Annotated in this window: 18 protein-coding genes; 4 read left to right on the top strand and 14 right to left on the bottom strand. The window is 64.0% G+C overall.

Annotated features, from left to right (window positions below; genetic code table 11):
- Positions 1-7: 7 nt before the first annotated feature.
- From fghA to AAFF19_RS16395, 10 genes are all read right to left on the bottom strand, one after another.
- The gene (fghA, locus tag AAFF19_RS16440; RefSeq protein WP_182119817.1) at positions 8-880 is read right to left on the bottom strand and encodes an S-formylglutathione hydrolase; all 873 of its coding nucleotides are present in this window, start codon (positions 878-880) and stop codon (positions 8-10) included.
- 85 nt (positions 881-965) lie between these two features.
- Positions 966-2,081, bottom strand: coding sequence for an S-(hydroxymethyl)glutathione dehydrogenase/class III alcohol dehydrogenase (locus AAFF19_RS16435; RefSeq protein ID WP_008906051.1), 1,116 nt, complete (start codon positions 2,079-2,081; stop codon positions 966-968).
- Positions 2,082-2,128: 47 nt separating this feature from the next.
- Positions 2,129-2,395, bottom strand: coding sequence for a metal/formaldehyde-sensitive transcriptional repressor (locus tag AAFF19_RS16430; protein WP_008906050.1), 267 nt, complete (start codon positions 2,393-2,395; stop codon positions 2,129-2,131).
- 216 nt (positions 2,396-2,611) lie between these two features.
- Complete coding sequence (locus tag AAFF19_RS16425; protein WP_008906049.1) at positions 2,612-3,922, bottom strand: citrate synthase; 1,311 nt, start codon at positions 3,920-3,922, stop codon at positions 2,612-2,614.
- A 78-nt stretch (positions 3,923-4,000) separates the two neighbouring features.
- Positions 4,001-4,321: a succinate dehydrogenase assembly factor 2 gene (locus AAFF19_RS16420; RefSeq protein WP_008906048.1), complete on the bottom strand. Its 321-nt coding sequence runs from the start codon at positions 4,319-4,321 to the stop codon at positions 4,001-4,003.
- 18 nt (positions 4,322-4,339) lie between these two features.
- On the bottom strand, positions 4,340-5,044 hold the full coding sequence (locus AAFF19_RS16415; RefSeq protein ID WP_008906047.1) for a succinate dehydrogenase iron-sulfur subunit: 705 nt from the start codon (positions 5,042-5,044) through the stop codon (positions 4,340-4,342).
- A 21-nt stretch (positions 5,045-5,065) separates the two neighbouring features.
- A complete protein-coding gene (sdhA, locus tag AAFF19_RS16410; protein ID WP_008906046.1) occupies positions 5,066-6,874 on the bottom strand; it encodes a succinate dehydrogenase flavoprotein subunit in 1,809 nt (602 codons plus the stop codon).
- Between the two features lie 22 nt (positions 6,875-6,896).
- The gene (sdhD, locus tag AAFF19_RS16405; protein WP_182119816.1) at positions 6,897-7,262 is read right to left on the bottom strand and encodes a succinate dehydrogenase, hydrophobic membrane anchor protein; all 366 of its coding nucleotides are present in this window, start codon (positions 7,260-7,262) and stop codon (positions 6,897-6,899) included.
- A gap of 64 nt (positions 7,263-7,326) precedes the next feature.
- Positions 7,327-7,761, bottom strand: coding sequence for a succinate dehydrogenase, cytochrome b556 subunit (sdhC, locus tag AAFF19_RS16400; protein ID WP_182119815.1), 435 nt, complete (start codon positions 7,759-7,761; stop codon positions 7,327-7,329).
- Positions 7,762-7,895: 134 nt separating this feature from the next.
- Positions 7,896-8,684 carry a GntR family transcriptional regulator gene (locus AAFF19_RS16395; protein WP_182119814.1) on the bottom strand — a complete coding sequence of 263 codons (789 nt, stop codon included), beginning with the start codon at positions 8,682-8,684 and terminating at the stop codon, positions 7,896-7,898.
- Between the two features lie 213 nt (positions 8,685-8,897).
- Here AAFF19_RS16395 and AAFF19_RS16390 point away from each other — a divergent pair, with 213 nt between their 5' ends.
- From AAFF19_RS16390 to acnB, 4 genes are all read left to right on the top strand, one after another.
- Positions 8,898-9,884 carry a malate dehydrogenase gene (locus AAFF19_RS16390; RefSeq protein ID WP_008906042.1) on the top strand — a complete coding sequence of 329 codons (987 nt, stop codon included), beginning with the start codon at positions 8,898-8,900 and terminating at the stop codon, positions 9,882-9,884.
- A gap of 14 nt (positions 9,885-9,898) precedes the next feature.
- Entirely contained in the window at positions 9,899-10,969 is a 1,071-nt protein-coding gene (locus tag AAFF19_RS16385) for an aldolase/citrate lyase family protein (RefSeq protein WP_182119813.1), read from the top strand.
- Between the two features lie 31 nt (positions 10,970-11,000).
- A complete protein-coding gene (locus tag AAFF19_RS16380) occupies positions 11,001-11,594 on the top strand; it encodes a hypothetical protein (protein WP_008906040.1) in 594 nt (197 codons plus the stop codon).
- A 124-nt stretch (positions 11,595-11,718) separates the two neighbouring features.
- Positions 11,719-14,304, top strand: coding sequence for a bifunctional aconitate hydratase 2/2-methylisocitrate dehydratase (gene acnB / locus AAFF19_RS16375; protein WP_008906039.1), 2,586 nt, complete (start codon positions 11,719-11,721; stop codon positions 14,302-14,304).
- 120 nt (positions 14,305-14,424) lie between these two features.
- On the opposite strand, the gene AAFF19_RS16370 is transcribed toward acnB, so the two are convergent.
- From AAFF19_RS16370 to tsaE, 4 genes are all read right to left on the bottom strand, one after another.
- Positions 14,425-14,664, bottom strand: a complete 240-nt coding sequence (locus AAFF19_RS16370; RefSeq protein WP_085942600.1) for a glycine zipper 2TM domain-containing protein — start codon at positions 14,662-14,664, stop codon at positions 14,425-14,427.
- A 303-nt stretch (positions 14,665-14,967) separates the two neighbouring features.
- Complete coding sequence (locus tag AAFF19_RS16365; protein WP_008906038.1) at positions 14,968-15,300, bottom strand: cupin domain-containing protein; 333 nt, start codon at positions 15,298-15,300, stop codon at positions 14,968-14,970.
- 108 nt (positions 15,301-15,408) lie between these two features.
- Positions 15,409-16,851, bottom strand: a complete 1,443-nt coding sequence (locus AAFF19_RS16360; RefSeq protein ID WP_008906037.1) for an N-acetylmuramoyl-L-alanine amidase — start codon at positions 16,849-16,851, stop codon at positions 15,409-15,411.
- 6 nt (positions 16,852-16,857) lie between these two features.
- The gene (tsaE, locus tag AAFF19_RS16355) at positions 16,858-17,376 is read right to left on the bottom strand and encodes a tRNA (adenosine(37)-N6)-threonylcarbamoyltransferase complex ATPase subunit type 1 TsaE (protein WP_182119811.1); all 519 of its coding nucleotides are present in this window, start codon (positions 17,374-17,376) and stop codon (positions 16,858-16,860) included.
- Between the last annotated feature and the right edge of the window lie 2 nt (positions 17,377-17,378).

Raw genomic sequence — 17,378 nt, 5'->3', positions numbered from 1 at the left:
GCGTACATCAGCGCTGCTGCAAAAGCCCCCGGGCGTGGTGCTGAAGGTGCTCGGCCATGAAGGTCTGCACAAAGTAGTAGCCGTGGTCGTACCCCGCGTGGCGGCGCAGGGTGAGTGGCTGGCCGATGGCGGCGCAGGCTTCTTCCAGCAGGTGCGGGTGCAGCTGCTCGGCCAGGAATTTGTCGCTCATGCCCTGGTCGATGAGGATGCCGGCGGGATAGGGCGCGATGGGCTGGTTTTGCATGAGCACGGTGGTGTCATGCTCCTGCCAGGCGGTGCGGTCTGCGCCCAGGTAGCCGGTGAAGGCTTTCTCGCCCCACGGGCACTGGGTGGGCGCGCAGATGGGGGCCAAGGCCGACACGGTCTTGAACTGCCCTGGGTGGCGCAGGGCCAGCGTGAGCGCGCCGTGCCCGCCCATCGAGTGGCCGAAGATGCCGATGCGCTCGCCGTCCACGGGCAGGTGCTGTGCGAGCAGCGGCAGCAGCTCGCGCACGATGTAGCTCTCCATGCGCCAGTGGGTGCGCCAGGGCTCCTGCGTGGCGTCGAGGTAAAAGCCCGCGCCGATGCCGAAATCCCAGCTGGCGGTGGCGCCGGGCAGCGACTCCACCTGCGGGCCGCGCGGGCTGGTGTCGGGCGCAACCAGGGCCAGGCCCAGTTCGGCCGCCATGCGCTGGGCACCGGCCTTGGTCATGAAGGTTTCTTCGTTACAGGTCAGGCCCGCCAGGTACAGCACCGCAGGCACCGGGCCTTGTGCGGCCTGGGGCGGCAGGTACACCGAGAACTTCATTGGCAGGCCGATCTCGGCCGAGGCGTGCTGGTAAAAGCGCTGCTCGCCGCCAAAGCAGGTGTGGCTGCTGAGCAGATCCAGGGAGATGGTCATGGTGGTGCTCTGAAAATAGTAGCTGTTGGCGCTTGATGGATAAGCGCTGGAGGCCAATTTGGCCTCAAACGCTCTTCACTGCGGCTCAGGCGGCGTATTTGACAACCGAGCGGATCGACTTGCCTTCGTGCATCAGGTCAAACGCCTCGTTGATGTCCTTGAGGCCCATGGTGTGCGTGACAAACGGCGCGAGCTGGATCTTGCCGGCCATGGCGTCTTCGACCATGCCGGGCAGCTCGCTGCGGCCCTTGACGCCGCCAAACGCCGTGCCCAGCCACTTGCGGCCGGTGACAAGCTGGAAGGGGCGGGTGCTGATCTCCTGGCCCGCGCCCGCCACGCCAATGATCACGCTCTGGCCCCAGCCGCGGTGCGCGCATTCCAGTGCCGCGCGCATCACGTTCACGTTGCCGATGCACTCGAAGCTGTGGTCCACGCCCCATGTCGTCATCTCCACGATGACTTGCTGGATCGGCTTGTCGAAGTCCTTGGGGTTCACGCAGTCGGTGGCGCCGAACACCTTGGCCAGGTCGAACTTGGACGGATTGGTGTCGATGGCGATGATGCGCCCGGCCTTGGCCAGCTTGGCGCCCTGGATCACGGCCAGGCCAATGCCGCCGAGGCCAAACACGGCCACGGTGTCGCCCTCTTGCACCTTGGCGGTGTTCTTCACGGCGCCCAGGCCCGTGGTCACGCCGCAGCCCAGCAGGCAGACCTGCTCGGGGTTGGCATCGGGGTTGACCTTGGCGAGCGACACCTCGGCCACCACCGTGTATTCGCTGAACGTGCTGCAGCCCATGTAGTGGTAGATGGGCTGGCCGTTGTAGGAAAAGCGCGTGGTGCCGTCGGGCATCACGCCCTTGCCCTGCGTGGCGCGCACGGCCACGCACAGGTTGGTCTTGCCGCTCTTGCAAAACAGGCACTCGCCACATTCGGCGGTGTAGAGCGGGATCACATGGTCGCCGGGCTTCACGCTGGTCACGCCTTCGCCCACTTCCACCACGATGCCTGCGCCTTCATGGCCGAGCACGACGGGGAAAAGTCCTTCGGGGTCCTCGCCGCTCAGGGTGAAGGCGTCGGTGTGGCACACACCGGTGTCGGTGATCCGGATGAGGACTTCGCCCTTTTTGGGCGGGGCCACGTCGATTTCGACGATCTGCAGGGGTTCTCCGGCTTTGAAGGCTACGGCGGCGCGGGATTTCATGGGGTGGTCCTTTCGGTCAGTCGGGTAGATGGGGTGGGGGTTTCGGTCTATTTGAGGTAAGAGCGCAGCAGGGCCAGTGTCTCGTCGATCGCTGTCTGCGAGGGTGCCGGTTTTTCCGCCAGCGTCTCGCGCACATGGCTGTCCAGCAGGTCGGCCATCAGCCCGTGCACGGCGCCTCGCATGGCCGCCAGCTGCTGCAGGATGGGGGCGCAGTCACGGCCTGCTTGCACCGCGCGCTCCAGCGCCTCGGCCTGGCCCTTGATGCGGCGAAGGCGGGTGATGGCGCGTTGTTTGTCTTCGGCAGTGTGGGGCATGGGCAAGTGGCGGCTGGGCGTTCACTGTGGTGTACTGGGTGGCAGTATAAAAGACCAGCGCTTATTCTGTTTGCGCTGGGGGTATCAAAATGCCAGTTACTCAGGGGGAGTATTCGGTTGCTTGTACGAGCTCGCAGCCGATGGCCCATAAAAAAAACCCGCAGGCACTGCCTGCGGGCTTTGATGGTGTGGACGGCGCGCGGGGCGCCGTACCGATCAGCGCTTGGCCAGGGGCGGCACGTCGCGGCGCACGGAGCCCGTGAACAGCTGACGGGGGCGGCCGATCTTGTACTCGGGGTCGCCGATCATTTCGTTCAGCTGGGCGATCCAGCCCACGGTGCGTGCCAGCGCGAAGATGCCGGTGAACAGGTTCACGGGGATGCCGATGGCGCGCTGCACGATGCCGGAGTAGAAGTCGACGTTGGGGTAGAGCTTGCGCGAGACGAAGTATTCGTCTTCCAGGGCGATCTTCTCCAGCTCCTTGGCCAGCTTGAACAGCGGGTCGTTTTCCAGGCCCAGCTCTGCCAGCACTTCGTTGCAGGTTTCCTGCATGAGCTTGGCGCGGGGGTCGTAGTTCTTGTACACGCGGTGGCCAAAGCCCATGAGCTTGACGCCGGAGTTCTTGTCCTTGACCTGCTTGATGAACTCGCCGATCTTCTCCACGCCGCCCTGCGCCTGGATGTCGTGCAGCATGTTCAGCGCGGCTTCGTTGGCGCCGCCGTGGGCGGGGCCCCACAGGCAGGCCACGCCAGCAGCAATGGCGGCAAACGGGTTGGTGCCCGACGAGCCGCACAGGCGCACGGTCGATGTGGAGGCGTTCTGTTCGTGGTCTGCGTGCAGGATGAAGATGCGGTCGAGCGCGCGCTCGAGCACGGGGTTGACCTTGTACTCTTCGCACGGTGTGCCGAACATCATGCGCAGGAAGTTGCCCGAGTAGCTCAGGTGGTTTTGCGGGTACATGTAGGGCTGGCCCATGCCGTACTTGTAGGCCATGGCGACCAGCGTGGGCATCTTGGCGATCAGGCGGATGGCGGCGATCTCACGGTGCTGCGGATTGTTGATGTCCGTGCTGTCGTGGTAGAAGGCCGACAGGGCACCCACCAGGCCGGTCAGCACGGCCATGGGGTGGGCATCGCGGCGAAAGCCGCGCAGGAAGAACTGCATCTGCTCGTTGACCATCGTGTGGTTGGTCACAAGCTTGTGGAAGTCGGTGCGCTGGGTCTCGTTGGGCAGCTCGCCCTTGAGCAGCAGGAAGCAGGTGTCCAGGTAGTCGCATTGCGTGGCCAGCTGCTCGATCGGATAACCGCGGTACAGCAGTTCGCCCTTGTCGCCATCGATATAGGTGATGGCCGACTGGGTGGCAGCTGTGGACAGGAAGCCTGGGTCATAGGTAAACATGCCCGTCTGCGCATACAGCTTGCGGATGTCGATGACGTCCGGGCCAATGCTGCCCTGGTAGACCGGCAGGTCCACGCTGGGGCTGCCGTTGCTGAAGGACAGGGTGGCTTTGTTGTCAGCTAGCTTCATTGTTACTTTCCTTAGGTTTGCCGATGATCATCCGGTCGGGTGGGGCTGGGGGCTTTTCAGAGCGGGGGAACCCGCTTGTCAGGCCGCCAGCACGGGGGTGCCGCCGCTTCGCCGCAGCATGCCCAGCACTTCATGCACCTCGGGCGCGTCCAGCGCCTCGTCGGGTTCCTTGCGGCACAGCAGCAAGTCCAGGAGGTCGTTGTCCGCAAGGTCCATCAGGGCGGCAAGGCCCTGGGCGTGGCGCTGGTTCAGTTCGGGCTCGAAACGTGCAAAGAACTGTTCGATGAACAGATCGTTTTCCAGCAAACCACGCCGGCAGCGCCAGTGCAGCTTGCTGAGTTCGCGTTCCGTCAGCAGCGGCGAGGCTGCCGAGGGGGCGGTGGTGACGGTGGCACCCATGACGGTCGTGGTCCGCGGTCAGATGGCGCGACGCACCATCAGTTCCTTGATCTTGCCAATCGCCCGGGTGGGGTTCAGGCCCTTGGGGCACACGTCCACGCAGTTCATGATGGTGTGGCAGCGGAACAGGCGGTACGGGTCTTCCAGGTTATCGAGGCGCTCCGTGGTGGCTTCGTCGCGGCTGTCGGCGATGAAGCGGTAGGCCTGCAGCAGACCGGCGGGGCCCACGAACTTGTCGGGGTTCCACCAGAAGCTGGGGCAGCTGGTGGAGCAGCTGGCACACAGGATGCACTCGTACAGGCCGTTGAGCTCTTCGCGCTCCTCGGGCGACTGCAGGCGCTCGGTTTCGGGCGGTACGTTGTCGTTGATGAGGTACGGCTTGATGGAGTTGTACTGCTTGAAGAACTGCGTCATGTCCACGATCAGGTCGCGGATGACTGGCAGGCCGGGCAGGGGCTTCAGGACCACGGTGCCGGGCAGCGTGTTCATGTTGGTCAGGCAGGCCAGGCCATTCTTGCCGTTGATGTTCATGGCATCCGAGCCACAGACACCTTCGCGGCAGGAGCGACGGAACGACAGGGTGGGGTCTTGCGCCTTGAGCTTCATCAGGGCGTCCAGCAGCATGCGTTCGCTGCCGTCGAGTTCCACTTCGACGGTCTGCATGTAGGGCTTGGCGTCCTTGTCAGGATCGTAGCGGTAGATTTGGAAGGTGCGTTTTGCCATGGTGGGTGCTCCTGTATCCGTTTAGAACGTGCGAACCTTGGGCGGAACTGAGTCCACGGTCAGGGGTTTGAGTTTGACGGGCTTGTAGGTCAGGCTGTTGCTCTCGCTGTGCCACAGGGTGTGCTTCATCCAGTTGGCATCGTCGCGGCCCAGTGGTGCCACCGGGTCGTCTGCGGGGCGCTCGTAGTCGCTCACGGTGTGGGCGCCGCGGCATTCCTTGCGGGCGGCGGCAGACACCATGGTGGCTTGCGCAGCTTCGATCAGGTTCTCGACTTCCAGTGCTTCGATGCGGGCGGTGTTGAACACCTTGGAGTGGTCCTTTAGGCCCACGCTGTTCACGCGGTTGCGCAGCTCGGCAATCTTCTTGACGCCTTCGTCCATGCTCGCCTGCGTGCGGAACACACCGGCATGCAGTTGCATGCTGGCGCGGATGTCGTTGGCCACGTCCTGGGCGTATTCGCCGCTGCTGGCGCCTTGCAGGCGGTTGAGGCGTTCCAGGGTGCGGTCGGCCGCATCCTTGGGCAGGGGCTTGTGGTTCTTGTTCTTGTCGTTGAACTCGACGATGTGGTTGCCAGCAGCGCGGCCGAACACCAGCAGGTCCAGCAGCGAGTTGGTGCCCAGGCGGTTGGCGCCGTGCACCGATACGCAAGAGCATTCGCCCACTGCATAAAGGCCGTTGACCACGAGGTTGTCGTTGCCGCCTTGCTGCACCACGACCTGGCCATTGATGTTGGTGGGGATGCCACCCATCTGGTAGTGGATGGTGGGCACCACGGGGATCGGCTCCTTGGTGATGTCCACGTTGGCGAAGTTGACGCCGATTTCATACACCGAAGGCAGGCGCTTGTGGATGGTTTCTGCGCCCAGGTGGTCCAGCTTGAGCAGCACGTAGTCCTTGTTGGGACCACAGCCACGGCCTTCCTTGATTTCCTGGTCCATCGAGCGGGACACGAAGTCGCGCGGTGCCAGGTCCTTCAGGGTGGGCGCATAGCGCTCCATGAAGCGCTCGCCATTGCTGTTGAGCAGGATGGCGCCTTCACCGCGGCAGCCTTCGGTCAGCAGCACGCCCGCGCCGGCCACGCCGGTGGGGTGGAACTGCCAGAACTCCATGTCTTCCAGCGGAATGCCAGCGCGCGCGGCCATGCCCAGACCGTCACCGGTGTTGATGAAGGCGTTGGTCGATGCGGCAAAGATGCGGCCAGCGCCACCCGTTGCCAGCAGCGTGGTCTTGGCTTCAAGGATGTGCAGGTCGCCGGTTTCCATTTCCAGCGCCGTCACGCCCACCACGTCGCCGTCGGCGTCGCGGATCAGGTCCAGGGCCATCCACTCCACAAAGAAGTTGGTGCGGGCTTTGACGTTTTGCTGGTACAGCGTGTGCAGCATGGCGTGGCCCGTACGGTCGGCTGCAGCGCAAGCGCGTTGCACGGGCTTTTCGCCATAGTTGGCGGTATGGCCGCCGAAGGGGCGCTGGTAGATCGTGCCGTCGGTGTTGCGGTCAAACGGCATGCCCATGTGCTCCAGGTCGTACACGACCTTGGGGGCTTCGCGGCACATGAACTCGATGGCATCCTGGTCGCCGAGCCAGTCGGAACCCTTGATGGTGTCGTAGAAGTGGTAGTGCCAGTTGTCCTCGGACATGTTGCCCAGCGACGCGCCGATGCCGCCCTGGGCCGCCACGGTGTGCGAACGGGTGGGGAATACCTTGGAGAGGACCGCAACGTTCAGGCCCGCGCGGGCCAGTTGCAGAGATGCCCGCATGCCGGAGCCACCGGCTCCGATGATGATGACGTCAAACTTGCGCTTGGTGATGTTGGCTTGTGTGTAGCTCATTGTGTACCTTCAATCGCGGGAATCAGAGACGCCACAGAACCTGGATGCCCCAGCCAGCGCAGCTGACCAGCCAGACAATGGCGAACACTTGCAGTGCCAGGCGCAGGCCCACGGGCTTGATGTAGTCCATCAGGACTTCGCGCAGGCCGACCCACGCATGCCAGGCAATCGCGACGATCACGGAGAAGGTCAGCACCTTCATCCATTGGGCCGAGAAAATGCCCGCCCATTTGTCGTAGCCGATGGGGCCTTTGGTGAAGATGACCTGGGCCAGCAGGGCCAGGGTGAACAGCGCCATCAGGACTGCCGTGACGCGCTGGCTGAGCCAGTCGCGCAGGCCATAGTGGGCGCCGACGACGACGCGCTTGGAACCGTAATTGACGGACATGGGAAATTCCTCTCGATTTTTGTGGGCGGTCACGGCTCGGCCGTGTCTGCCGAAATGCGGTTGATCAGTACAGGCTGAAGAGCTTGGCACCCAGCACCAGGGTCAGGCCAATGCTGATGGCGAGCACCACCAGGGCCGACGTCTTGCCAAATTCCTTGTTCACGGCGCTGTGGCTCACATCCATCCACAGGTGGCGCAGCCCGGCCGTGAAGTGGTGCAGGTACGACCAGATCAGCGCCAGTGCCACCAGCTTCACGAACCAGCCCGGAACAAAGCCGATACCGGTGCTGAAGGCCGCAGAGAACCGTGCGAAAGAGTATTCGGAGGACACCGAGGTGTCGAACATCCAGATGATGAAAGGCAGCAGCAGGAACATGATCAGCCCGCTGCCCCGGTGCAGGATGGACACCCACGCTGCGGGTGTCATGCGGTAGGTGGTCAGGTCCTTGAAGGCATTGATGTTGCGGAATTCAGGCCGTTTTTTGGCGAGTTCTGTCATGTTGTGTGCTTTCGTGGATGTAACTGCTTTGTAATTTGAAGATGCAAAGAACGCAAAATTCTATTGCAACGCAACAATAAGGGTTTTGACCAGACCCGAATTATTGACGTTTGCAGTCAGGTGCCAGCCCGGTGTCAGCTCAGTTCGTTGCGGTAATGGTGGGTATCGGTGAGATAAAGCCCGCGCCGTAACTCCATCGGAACATCGTTGTAGGTGTAGGCAATACGTTCGACGCTCAAAAGGGGGGTGTTCACGGTGATCTGCAGCAGTTGCGCTTGCTCAGCGTCGGGGAGTACGGCCCGGATTTTCTCTTGGGCGCGCACCATGCGCACGCCAAAATCCAGTTCGAACATGGCGTAGGTCGGCCCCTGGTAGTTGGCGAGCTGGTCTGCCGTCAGCCCTTTGAAAGCTTGCCCGGGGAGCCAGATATCTTCCAGGATGGTCGGGACACCTGCAAAAGAAAGAATGCGCCTGGCCTGCATCACGGCGTCTCCGCTGCGCAAGGCCAGTGCGCGGGCCACATCCGCGCTCGCACGGACGCGGCGGCAGTCGATCACCGTGCGCTGGGCCGGCCCTTCCACCCGCGCATCGCCCGTATCGGGAAGCAGCTTCAAAAAGCGGTATTGAACATGTTGTTCCGCATGGGTGGCGACAAAAGTGCCCTTGCCCTGGCGGCGCATGACAAGGTTTTCGGCCGCCAGCTCGTCAATGGCCTTGCGCACCGTGCCCTGGCTCACGCGAAACCGCGCGGCAAGCTCCATCTCGCTGGGAATGGCTTCGCCGGGCTTCCATTCGCCCTGCTGCAGGCTCTGCAGGATGAGTCCCTTGATCTGCTGGTACAGCGGGCTGAACGCGGGCGTGGCATTGCCGGCGGCGCCGGATGGCGTGCCGGCGGGGTCAGCGGCGTACGGAAGGGATGACATGACAGGAGAATGCGGTGGGCGCCTGGTGGGTGCGTGGTGGGGGTATCAGCGGGTATCAATCATATCTTATATAAGACATAAGACAAATTGACCCGACGCGCCGATCAGCAGTACAATCCAAGGCTGTTTTGCGGGGCACGGGCTGCTGGTAACAGACGCAGGTGCTTGGCTTTCATCACCGTTTCTGTTTTTCACTTCCTGGAGTTTTTCACCATGAGCAAGAAGCCTGTTCGCGTGGCCGTCACCGGCGCCGCTGGCCAAATTGGTTACGCCCTGCTGTTCCGTATTGCCTCCGGCGAAATGCTGGGCAAGGACCAGCCCGTCATCCTCCAGCTGCTCGAAGTGCCCGTGGAAGGCCCCCAGAAGGCGCTCAAGGGCGTGATGATGGAGCTCGATGACTGCGCATTCCCCCTGTTGGTGGGCATGGAAGCCCACAGCGACCCCATGACCGCCTTCAAGGATGCCGACTACGCGTTGCTGGTCGGTTCGCGCCCCCGTGGCCCCGGCATGGAGCGTGCCGAGCTGCTGGCCGTCAACGGCGCCATCTTCACGGCACAGGGCAAGGCCCTGAACGCCGTGGCTTCGCGCAACGTGAAGGTGCTGGTGGTGGGCAACCCTGCCAACACCAACGCCTACATCGCCATGAAGTCGGCCCCAGATCTGCCCCGCAAGAACTTCACCGCCATGCTGCGCCTGGACCACAACCGCGCCGCGAGCCAGATCGCTGCCAAGACCGGCAAGGCCGTGGCCGACATCGAGAAGCTGACCGTCTGGGGCAACCACTCGCCCACGATGTATGCCGACTACCGCTTCGCCACCATCAACGGTGAAAGCGTCGCCAAGATGATCAACGACCAGGAATGGAACGCCAACACCTTCCTGCCCACCGTCGGCAAGCGCGGTGCGGCCATCATCGAAGCCCGCGGCCTGTCGTCGGCAGCCTCCGCGGCCAATGCCGCCATTGACCACATGCGCGACTGGGCCCTGGGTACCAACGGCAAGTGGGTCACCATGGGCGTGCCCTCGGATGGCCAGTACGGCATTCCCAAGGACACCATGTTCGGTTTCCCAGTCACCTGCGAAAACGGCGAATACAAAGTGGTGGAAGGTCTGGAGATCGACACGTTCTCGCAAGAGCGCATCAACACCACGCTGGCTGAGCTGCAAGGCGAGCAAGACGGCGTGAAGCACCTGCTGTAAACCAGGTAAGCGCCATGCAGCCGACGCCACAGGCATCGGGCCCTGATCGGGCCGCCCGGGTCCCCGCACAGGGGCAGGGCGCTGCGCCAATCCATCCACGCGATGTGTTGCTGGGCGCCCAGGCGCAGACGGGTTTCCTGCCGGTCTGCGACCACTACAGCGGCGTCGAAGCGCGCATGCGCAAGAGCCTGCAGCTGCAGGCGGAAATGATGCAGGAGTTCGGTACCTGCGTCTTTGATGTCACCCTCGACTGTGAAGATGGTGCCCCCGTCGGCCTCGAAGCTGACCATGCCCGGCTGGTTGCCAGCCTGGCCGGCGGCGCTGCGCCAGGTGCGCGCGTAGCGGCCCGGGTCCACGCGGTGGACCATCCGGCGTTTGCCAATGACGTCGCCACGATCGCGGGCGAGGCGGGCCACCGGCTCAGCCACATCATGCTGCCCAAGGTGGAATCTGTGGACGATGTGCTCAAGGCGGAGCGCGCGCTGGAACAGGCCTCTCCGGCTTTGGTGCCGATCCATGCCCTCATCGAATCTCCGGCCGCAGTGCACAGAGCGTTCGAGATCGCCGCGCACCCCCGCGTGCAGAGCCTGAGCTTTGGGCTCATGGATTTTGTGTCGGCCCATGCTGGCGCGATACCGGCACAGGGCATGAGCTCAACCGGACAGTTTTCGCACCCCCTGGTGGTGCGTGCCAAGCTGGAAATCGCCGCTGCCTGCCATGCCCATGGCAAGGTGCCGTCGCATTGCGTTGTCACCGAGTTTTCCGATACGTCGGCCTTGCACCGCGCCGCCAGCCAAGCTGCGCGCGAGCTGGGTTACACCCGCATGTGGAGCATCCATCCGGCCCAGATCCGGCCCATCCTGCAGGCATTTGCACCTGCGCAGGATGACATTGAGGTTGCTTCAAAAATAATAGCTGCCGCCGCAGATTCTGATTGGGCTCCGATCAGTTTTGAGGGTGTGTTGCACGACCGTGCGAGCTACCGTTTTTACTGGCAGTTGCTTGAGCGCGCCCACAGCACCGGGCGTGCACTTCCCGATTCCGTGCGCCATTGGTTTGGCGATCCGGCCTCCGTTCCATCGTGAACACTCCTGAATCCTTCTCGCAGGACCACCCATGAAATCCTTCATTGCTTCCGCATTGATGCTGCTCGTTCCGGCGCTTGCCGTGGCGCAAACTCCCGCCAAGCCCGAGGTCAAGGCTTCGGCCAAGCCGGCTGCCAAGCCCGCCAAGACTGCGGAAAAGGCGCCCGCCGCCAAGAAGTCCGCGGTGGCCAAATCCGAGGGCACCAGCAGCCGCACGCAGCTCAAGAGCGCGGCCAACCAGGTGGCTACCGGCATCATCGCGGCCGAAGCAGCCTTGTCTCCTGACGAACTCGCCATTGCAGAGCGGGTGCATGTCGGCCGCATCCCCTGTGAGCTGGGTGCGTTCGTCACCGTGTCGCCCGAGCCCGCGAGCCCGGGGCACTTTCACATCGAAGGCAAGGGCTTCAAGTACTTCATGGCGCCTGTGGCTACCACCACGGGGACGGTGCGCCTGGAGGACAAAAAGGGCGGAGCGGTGTGGCTTCAGATTGCCAACAAATCCATGCTCATGAACCAGAAACTTGGCCAGCGCCTGGCCGATGAGTGCATGAGCCCTGAGCAGATCATCGTGGCCGAAGCCATCAAGAAGAACCCCCCTGTGAGCGTGCTGGAGCCTCTCAAGTAGCCCACGCGCCGCGGGGCTATTCGCCCCTGAAAAAAACAACACCCTGTGCGTGCAGCACGAAAGCCCGTGTGCCGAGGCTGATTTCGCACGCCACCCCACTTTAGAACGCAACCGGAGAAAACTGATGTTGAAAGCCTACCGTGACCATGTTGCAGAGCGCGCTGCTCTGGGCATTCCGCCCCTGCCCTTGAGCGCCAAGCAGACCAGCGAACTGATCGAGCTCCTCAAGAACCCTCCAGCTGGCGAAGAAGCCATGCTGGTCGACCTGATCACCCACCGCGTGCCTGCCGGTGTGGACGATGCCGCCAAGGTGAAGGCCAGCTACCTGGCGGCTGTGGCGCACGGTACTGAGGTGTGCACCCTCATTGGCCGCGAGCGCGCAACGCAGCTACTGGGCACCATGCTGGGTGGCTACAACCTCACGCCGCTGATCGACCTGCTGGACGATGCTGCGGTGGCGTCCGTCGCCGCCGAAGCGCTCAAGAAGACGCTCTTGATGTTCGATCAGTTCCATGACGTCAAGGAAAAGGCCGACAAGGGCAATACCTTCGCCAAGGCCGTGCTGCAGAGCTGGGCCGACGCCGAGTGGTTCACCAGCCGCCCCGAAGTGCCCCAGAGCATCAAGCTCACCGTGCTCAAGGTTACCGGCGAGACCAACACCGACGATTTGTCGCCCGCCCCCGACGCCTGGAGCCGCCCCGACATCCCGCTGCATGCGCTGGCCATGCTCAAGAACAAGCGCGACGGCATCACGCCTGAAGAAGACGGCAAGCGCGGCCCGGTGAAGTTCATCGAAGACCTGCGCGCCAAGGGCAACCTGGTGGCCTATGTGGGTGACGTGGTCGGCACGGGTTCCAGCCGCAAGTCGGCCACCAACAGTGTGCTGTGGTTCACCGGCGAAGACATTCCGTTTGTGCCCAACAAGCGGTTTGGCGGCGTCTGCCTGGGCAGCAAGATTGCTCCCATCTTCTACAACACCATGGAAGACGCGGGCGCGCTGCCGATCGAGCTGGACGTGAGCCAGATGCACATGGGCGACGAGATCGAACTGCTGCCCTACGCCGGCAAGGCGCTCAAGGACGGCAATGTGATTGCCGAATTCGAAGTCAAGAGCGAAGTGCTGTTTGACGAAGTGCGTGCCGGCGGCCGCATTCCGCTGATCATCGGCCGCGGCCTGACCACCAAGGCCCGCGAAGCCCTGGGCCTGCCCCCATCCACGCTGTTCCGCCTGCCCCAGGTGCCCGCTGCCACCGGCAAGGGCTTCACCCTGGCGCAAAAGATGGTGGGCCGTGCCTGCGGTCTGCCCGAAGGCCAGGGCGTGGTGCCCGGCACGTACTGCGAACCCCGCATGACGTCGGTGGGTTCGCAAGACACCACCGGCCCGATGACCCGCGACGAACTGAAGGACCTGGCTTGCCTGGGCTTCAGCTCCGACCTGGTGATGCAGTCGTTCTGCCACACGGCCGCTTACCCCAAGCCCGTGGACGTGAAGATGCACCACGAGCTGCCGGACTTCATCAGCACGCGCGGCGGCATCTCGCTCAAGCCCGGCGACGGCATCATCCACAGCTGGCTCAACCGCATGCTGCTGCCCGATACGGTGGGCACAGGCGGCGATTCGCACACCCGCTTCCCCATCGGCATCAGCTTCCCCGCAGGTTCCGGCCTGGTGGCTTTTGCCGCTGCCACGGGCGTGATGCCCCTCGATATGCCCGAATCGGTGCTGGTGCGCTTCAAGGGCCAGATGCAACCGGGCGTGACGCTGCGCGACCTGGTGCATGCCATTCCGCTATACGCCATCAAGGCAGGCCTGCTGACAGTGGAAAAGCAGGGCAAGAAGAACATCTTCTCGGGCCGCATCCTTGAGATCGAAGGCTTGCCCGACATGAAGGTGGAACAGGCGTTCGAGCTGTCCGACGCGTCGGCTGAGCGCTCTGCAGCGGGCTGCACCGTCCGCCTGAACAAGGAACCCGTGATTGAGTACATCAACTCGAACATCGTGCTGCTCAAGAACATGATCGCCCAGGGCTACGCCGACGCACGCACCATCGGCCGCCGCATCAAGGCCATGGAAGCCTGGCTGGCCAACCCGCAGCTGCTGGCGCCCGACGAAGACGCCGAGTACGCGGCCGTGATCGAGATCGACCTGTCCGAGATCACCGAGCCGATCGTGTGCTGCCCCAACGATCCGGACGACGCCAAGACGCTGTCGGACGTGGCTGGCGCCAAGATTGACGAAGTGTTCATCGGCTCGTGCATGACCAACATCGGCCACTTCCGCGCAGCTTCCAAGCTGCTCGAAGGCAAGAAGGACATCCCGGTAAAACTGTGGATGGCCCCACCCACCAAGATGGATGCGCACCAGCTCACCGAAGAAGGCCATTACGGCGTGTTCGGCGCGGCCGGTGCCCGCATGGAAATGCCCGGCTGCTCACTGTGCATGGGCAACCAGGCACAGGTGAAGGAAGGCGCTACCGTGATGTCCACCAGCACGCGCAACTTCCCCAACCGCCTGGGCAAGAACACCAACGTGTACCTGGGCTCGGCAGAACTCTCGGCCATCTGCTCCAAGCTGGGCCGCATTCCCTCCAAGGAAGAGTACCTGGCTGACATTGGTGTCATCAACCAGAACGGCGACAAGATCTACAAGTACATGAACTTCGACCAGATCGCCGAGTTCAAGGAAGTGGCAGACGGCGTGACCGCCTGATTGGCGGCGCGCTGGCGCGGATAGCGTCCTGTCCAATAAAAGAAAAGCGGCTCCAGGAGCCGCTTTTTTCATGCGCTGGCGCGTCGCTATGTTGCGACCCTATGCCAGACCCGGAGACGCTTATCGGCGATACGGCTTGCGCTGGTCGCGGTCTTCGCCGATTTCGTGGCCTACCAGCGCACCGGCAGCGGCACCGCCAATGGTGCCGACCGGACCGCCGAAGATGGCGTTACCGGCGACCCCGCCTACGACAGCGCCTACGCCCGTTCCGACCTGTGCGCCAGTAGGGTTCGATGCGCAGCCGCCAAGGGCCAGGGCTGCAGTGCAAGTGGTTGCGAGGAGTATGTGACGGATTTTCATGGCAGGAGTCCTTTATGAATGGATCCAGGCCCTGATGCCCGTCTGCTGTTTGCGGAGGGGCTTGACCTGTGCCTTTACTATCGACTCTGCCCGCAGGACTGCGCGTAGGCAGGCTTGGCGTGCGTGTGTAGGACGGGGCGGGCTTGGGAATGCCTTCAAGGCAAGCGCTGAAAACCCCTCGCGCGCCGCGCACTCCGGCTTTGGGCGGTCTGAGGCGTTGCACATCCTGGCCGCAGCTGCGATTTGCGCCTTGCATCCCGTCCCGAATGGGTGACCGCGCCACAGGGTTTATTTTGCGGCGGCTTAACCCGGGCGCAGGCAGATCGTGACCAGCAGCGAGGCGTGCTCCACCGCCTTGAGCGAGTGCAGCGCGCGGGGGGCCAGATGCACAAAGTCGCCGGGGTGCAACTGCTGGTTTCCGTCCTCGGTGGTGAACTCGACCACGCCTTCAAGGCATTGCACGGTGGCTTCCCCCGGTGTCTGGTGCTCCTTCATGGATTTGCCTGCGGGCAGTACCACGCGCATGACCTCGAGCTGGCCCGCCTTGAGAATGGCGGCAGTGACAGCCTCAGGCAGGCGGTCGCCCAGAGGGCGCACGCTCACGATCTGGCCGGATTGGGCGTGGGGCAGGGCCATGGCTATCTCCTTCTTCGGCCCCGGCGCCCAAGGGGATCCACGAGCACGGGGCGCCGGTGATGGGGCTTACTTTGCCTGCAGTTGGCGCCCTGCGCAAGGCGGGCTTGCCTACACCGACCGGCTGCGCGCCAGCGGCGGGTTCTTGGCGAAGTAGCGCACGATGCCGCGCATCAGCGCGTCGGCGAGCTTCTCCTGGTAGGCGCTGCTGCGCAGGCGCTTTTCTTCTTCCGGGTTGCTGATGAAGGCGGTTTCCACCAGCACGCTGGGGATATCCGGGGCCTTGAGCACTGCAAACCCCGCCTGCTCCACACGCGGTTTGTGCAGCCGACCCACATTGCCAATCTCGCCCAGCAACACCGTCCCCAGCTTCAGGCTGTCGTTGATTTGCGCTGTGGTGCTCATGTCCAGCAGCGCGCGCTGCACCTGCCGGTCTTTGGATTGCACATTGATGCCACCCACCAGATCTGCCTGGTTTTCCTTGTTGGCCAGCCAGCGCGCAGCCGTGCTGGAGGCGCCGCCCTGGCTCAGCGCAAACACGCTGGCGCCGCGCGCCGTGGGCACCGTGAACGCGTCGGCATGGATGCTGACGAACAGGTCGGCCTGCACGCGCCGCGCCTTTTGCACGCGGGTGGCCAGGGGTACAAAGTAGTCGCCGTCGCGCGTCAGGTAGGCGCGCATGGGGTTGCCTCCCACGGTGGTGGCGTTGATGCGATCGCGCAGCATGTGCGCCACGCGCAGCACCACGTCCTTTTCGCGCGTGCCTGCGGGGCCGATGGCACCGGGGTCTTCGCCGCCATGACCAGGGTCCAGCGCCACGATGATGATCCGGTCGGTCTGGGTGGTGGTGGCGCGGTTGCCAGGGCGCGCGGGTTCCGGTGGCGGCGTGGTGGCCACCATGGGCGGGGGCTCGGGCGGGCCCGGGCGCTGGCTGCGCTGGGCAATCAGGTCGCCCAGGGGGTCGTGCTCGGCGGGGGGCGCAGGGGGCCGTGCGGCGGCGGCTGCGGCAGCTGTCAGCGGTGGGTTGGGGGCTGGCGCGGGTTTGGCAGGGGCTTCGCGCAGGCGCTCGGCAATCAGCGCCTCCAGCGGGTCCACCGGCTCGGCGGGGTACAGGTCAAACACCAGCCGGTGCTGGTAGGCGGCCACCGGCGGCAGGGTGAACACCTGGGGCATGGCGGCCTGTTTCAGGTCGACCACCAGCCGCACCACGCCAGGCGCGTTCTGGCCCACACGGATGCCGGCAATGTTGGGGTCGTCGGGCTTGACCTTGGCCACCAGCTCGCGCAGCTCGGGGCTCAGGTCAATGCCCTCAATGTCCACCGCCAGCCGGGGCGGTGTGGTGACGAAAAACTGCTTGGCCACCAGCGCACCGTCGGATTCGATGGTCACCCGCGAATATTCGGGGGCGGGCCACACGCGCACGGCCAGGATGGTGGCGCCGCGTGCAATCTGCTGCGTGCCCAGCAGCAGCACCAGGCTGCCCGCTTGCAGCACGGAGCGGCGCGAGGGCAGGGGGGCAGCAGCGGGGCGGGCGGGCAGGGTGGGTTCGTTCACGGCGTCTCAGAGGGCTTGCAGCAGGCTGCGCCCGGTGGCGGTGTGGGCGTGCAGCGTGATCTTCCTTTCGGTGTCATCCATTGCTTCAATGTGGATAGCAAGGTCCGCAAGCGGGGTAAGCGCTGCGGCCTTTTCCGGCCATTCTGCCACCTTGAGGCCGGGGTTGGCAAAAATGTCCCTGAAACCCGCATCCTCCCACTCGCGCGGGTCGTCAAAACGGTAGAAGTCGAAGTGCCAGATGGCGAGGCCCGGGGCCTCGTGCGGCTCCACCACGGCATAGGTGGGGCTCTTGATGCGGCCTTGCACGCCCAGGGCGCGCAGCAGGTGGCGCACCAGTGTGGTCTTGCCCGCGCCCAGGTCGCCGTGCAGGGTCACGAAGGCATTGGCCAGCAGGGGCTGTGCGGCAAGGCGCTGCGCGAAGGCGGTGGTGTCGTCCTCGCTGTGCCAGGTGAAATGGCGCGTGGCCGGGGCGGCGGTGGCGTCGCCGCTTTCTACAATCTGGCCGGTATGTGGTGCAACAGTCAACT

It is taken from the genome of Acidovorax sp. FHTAMBA (assembly GCF_038958875.1).
Taxonomy (GTDB): domain Bacteria; phylum Pseudomonadota; class Gammaproteobacteria; order Burkholderiales; family Burkholderiaceae_C; genus Acidovorax.
The sequence above is the reverse complement of the archived record's forward strand: the minus strand, read 5'-3'. Positions and strand labels throughout refer to the sequence as shown.

Bases quoted from the DNA above. Each gene is read 5' to 3' on its own strand.
- AAFF19_RS16380 (WP_008906040.1), top strand. From the start codon at position 11,001: ATGAAATCCTTCATTGCTTCCGCATTGATGCTGCTCGTTCCGGCGCTT.
- AAFF19_RS16430 (WP_008906050.1), bottom strand. From the start codon at position 2,395: ATGCCCCACACTGCCGAAGACAAACAACGCGCCATCACCCGCCTTCGC.
- AAFF19_RS16390 (WP_008906042.1), top strand. From the start codon at position 8,898: ATGAGCAAGAAGCCTGTTCGCGTGGCCGTCACCGGCGCCGCTGGCCAA.
- AAFF19_RS16425 (WP_008906049.1), bottom strand. From the start codon at position 3,922: ATGAAGCTAGCTGACAACAAAGCCACCCTGTCCTTCAGCAACGGCAGC.
- AAFF19_RS16435 (WP_008906051.1), bottom strand. From the start codon at position 2,081: ATGAAATCCCGCGCCGCCGTAGCCTTCAAAGCCGGAGAACCCCTGCAG.
- sdhA (WP_008906046.1), bottom strand. From the start codon at position 6,874: ATGAGCTACACACAAGCCAACATCACCAAGCGCAAGTTTGACGTCATC.
- AAFF19_RS16385 (WP_182119813.1), top strand. From the start codon at position 9,899: ATGCAGCCGACGCCACAGGCATCGGGCCCTGATCGGGCCGCCCGGGTC.
- acnB (WP_008906039.1), top strand. From the start codon at position 11,719: ATGTTGAAAGCCTACCGTGACCATGTTGCAGAGCGCGCTGCTCTGGGC.
- AAFF19_RS16395 (WP_182119814.1), bottom strand. From the start codon at position 8,684: ATGTCATCCCTTCCGTACGCCGCTGACCCCGCCGGCACGCCATCCGGC.
- AAFF19_RS16415 (WP_008906047.1), bottom strand. From the start codon at position 5,044: ATGGCAAAACGCACCTTCCAAATCTACCGCTACGATCCTGACAAGGAC.
- fghA (WP_182119817.1), bottom strand. From the start codon at position 880: ATGACCATCTCCCTGGATCTGCTCAGCAGCCACACCTGCTTTGGCGGC.
- AAFF19_RS16420 (WP_008906048.1), bottom strand. From the start codon at position 4,321: ATGGGTGCCACCGTCACCACCGCCCCCTCGGCAGCCTCGCCGCTGCTG.
- sdhD (WP_182119816.1), bottom strand. From the start codon at position 7,262: ATGTCCGTCAATTACGGTTCCAAGCGCGTCGTCGTCGGCGCCCACTAT.
- sdhC (WP_182119815.1), bottom strand. From the start codon at position 7,761: ATGACAGAACTCGCCAAAAAACGGCCTGAATTCCGCAACATCAATGCC.
- AAFF19_RS16370 (WP_085942600.1), bottom strand. From the start codon at position 14,664: ATGAAAATCCGTCACATACTCCTCGCAACCACTTGCACTGCAGCCCTG.
- AAFF19_RS16365 (WP_008906038.1), bottom strand. From the start codon at position 15,300: ATGGCCCTGCCCCACGCCCAATCCGGCCAGATCGTGAGCGTGCGCCCT.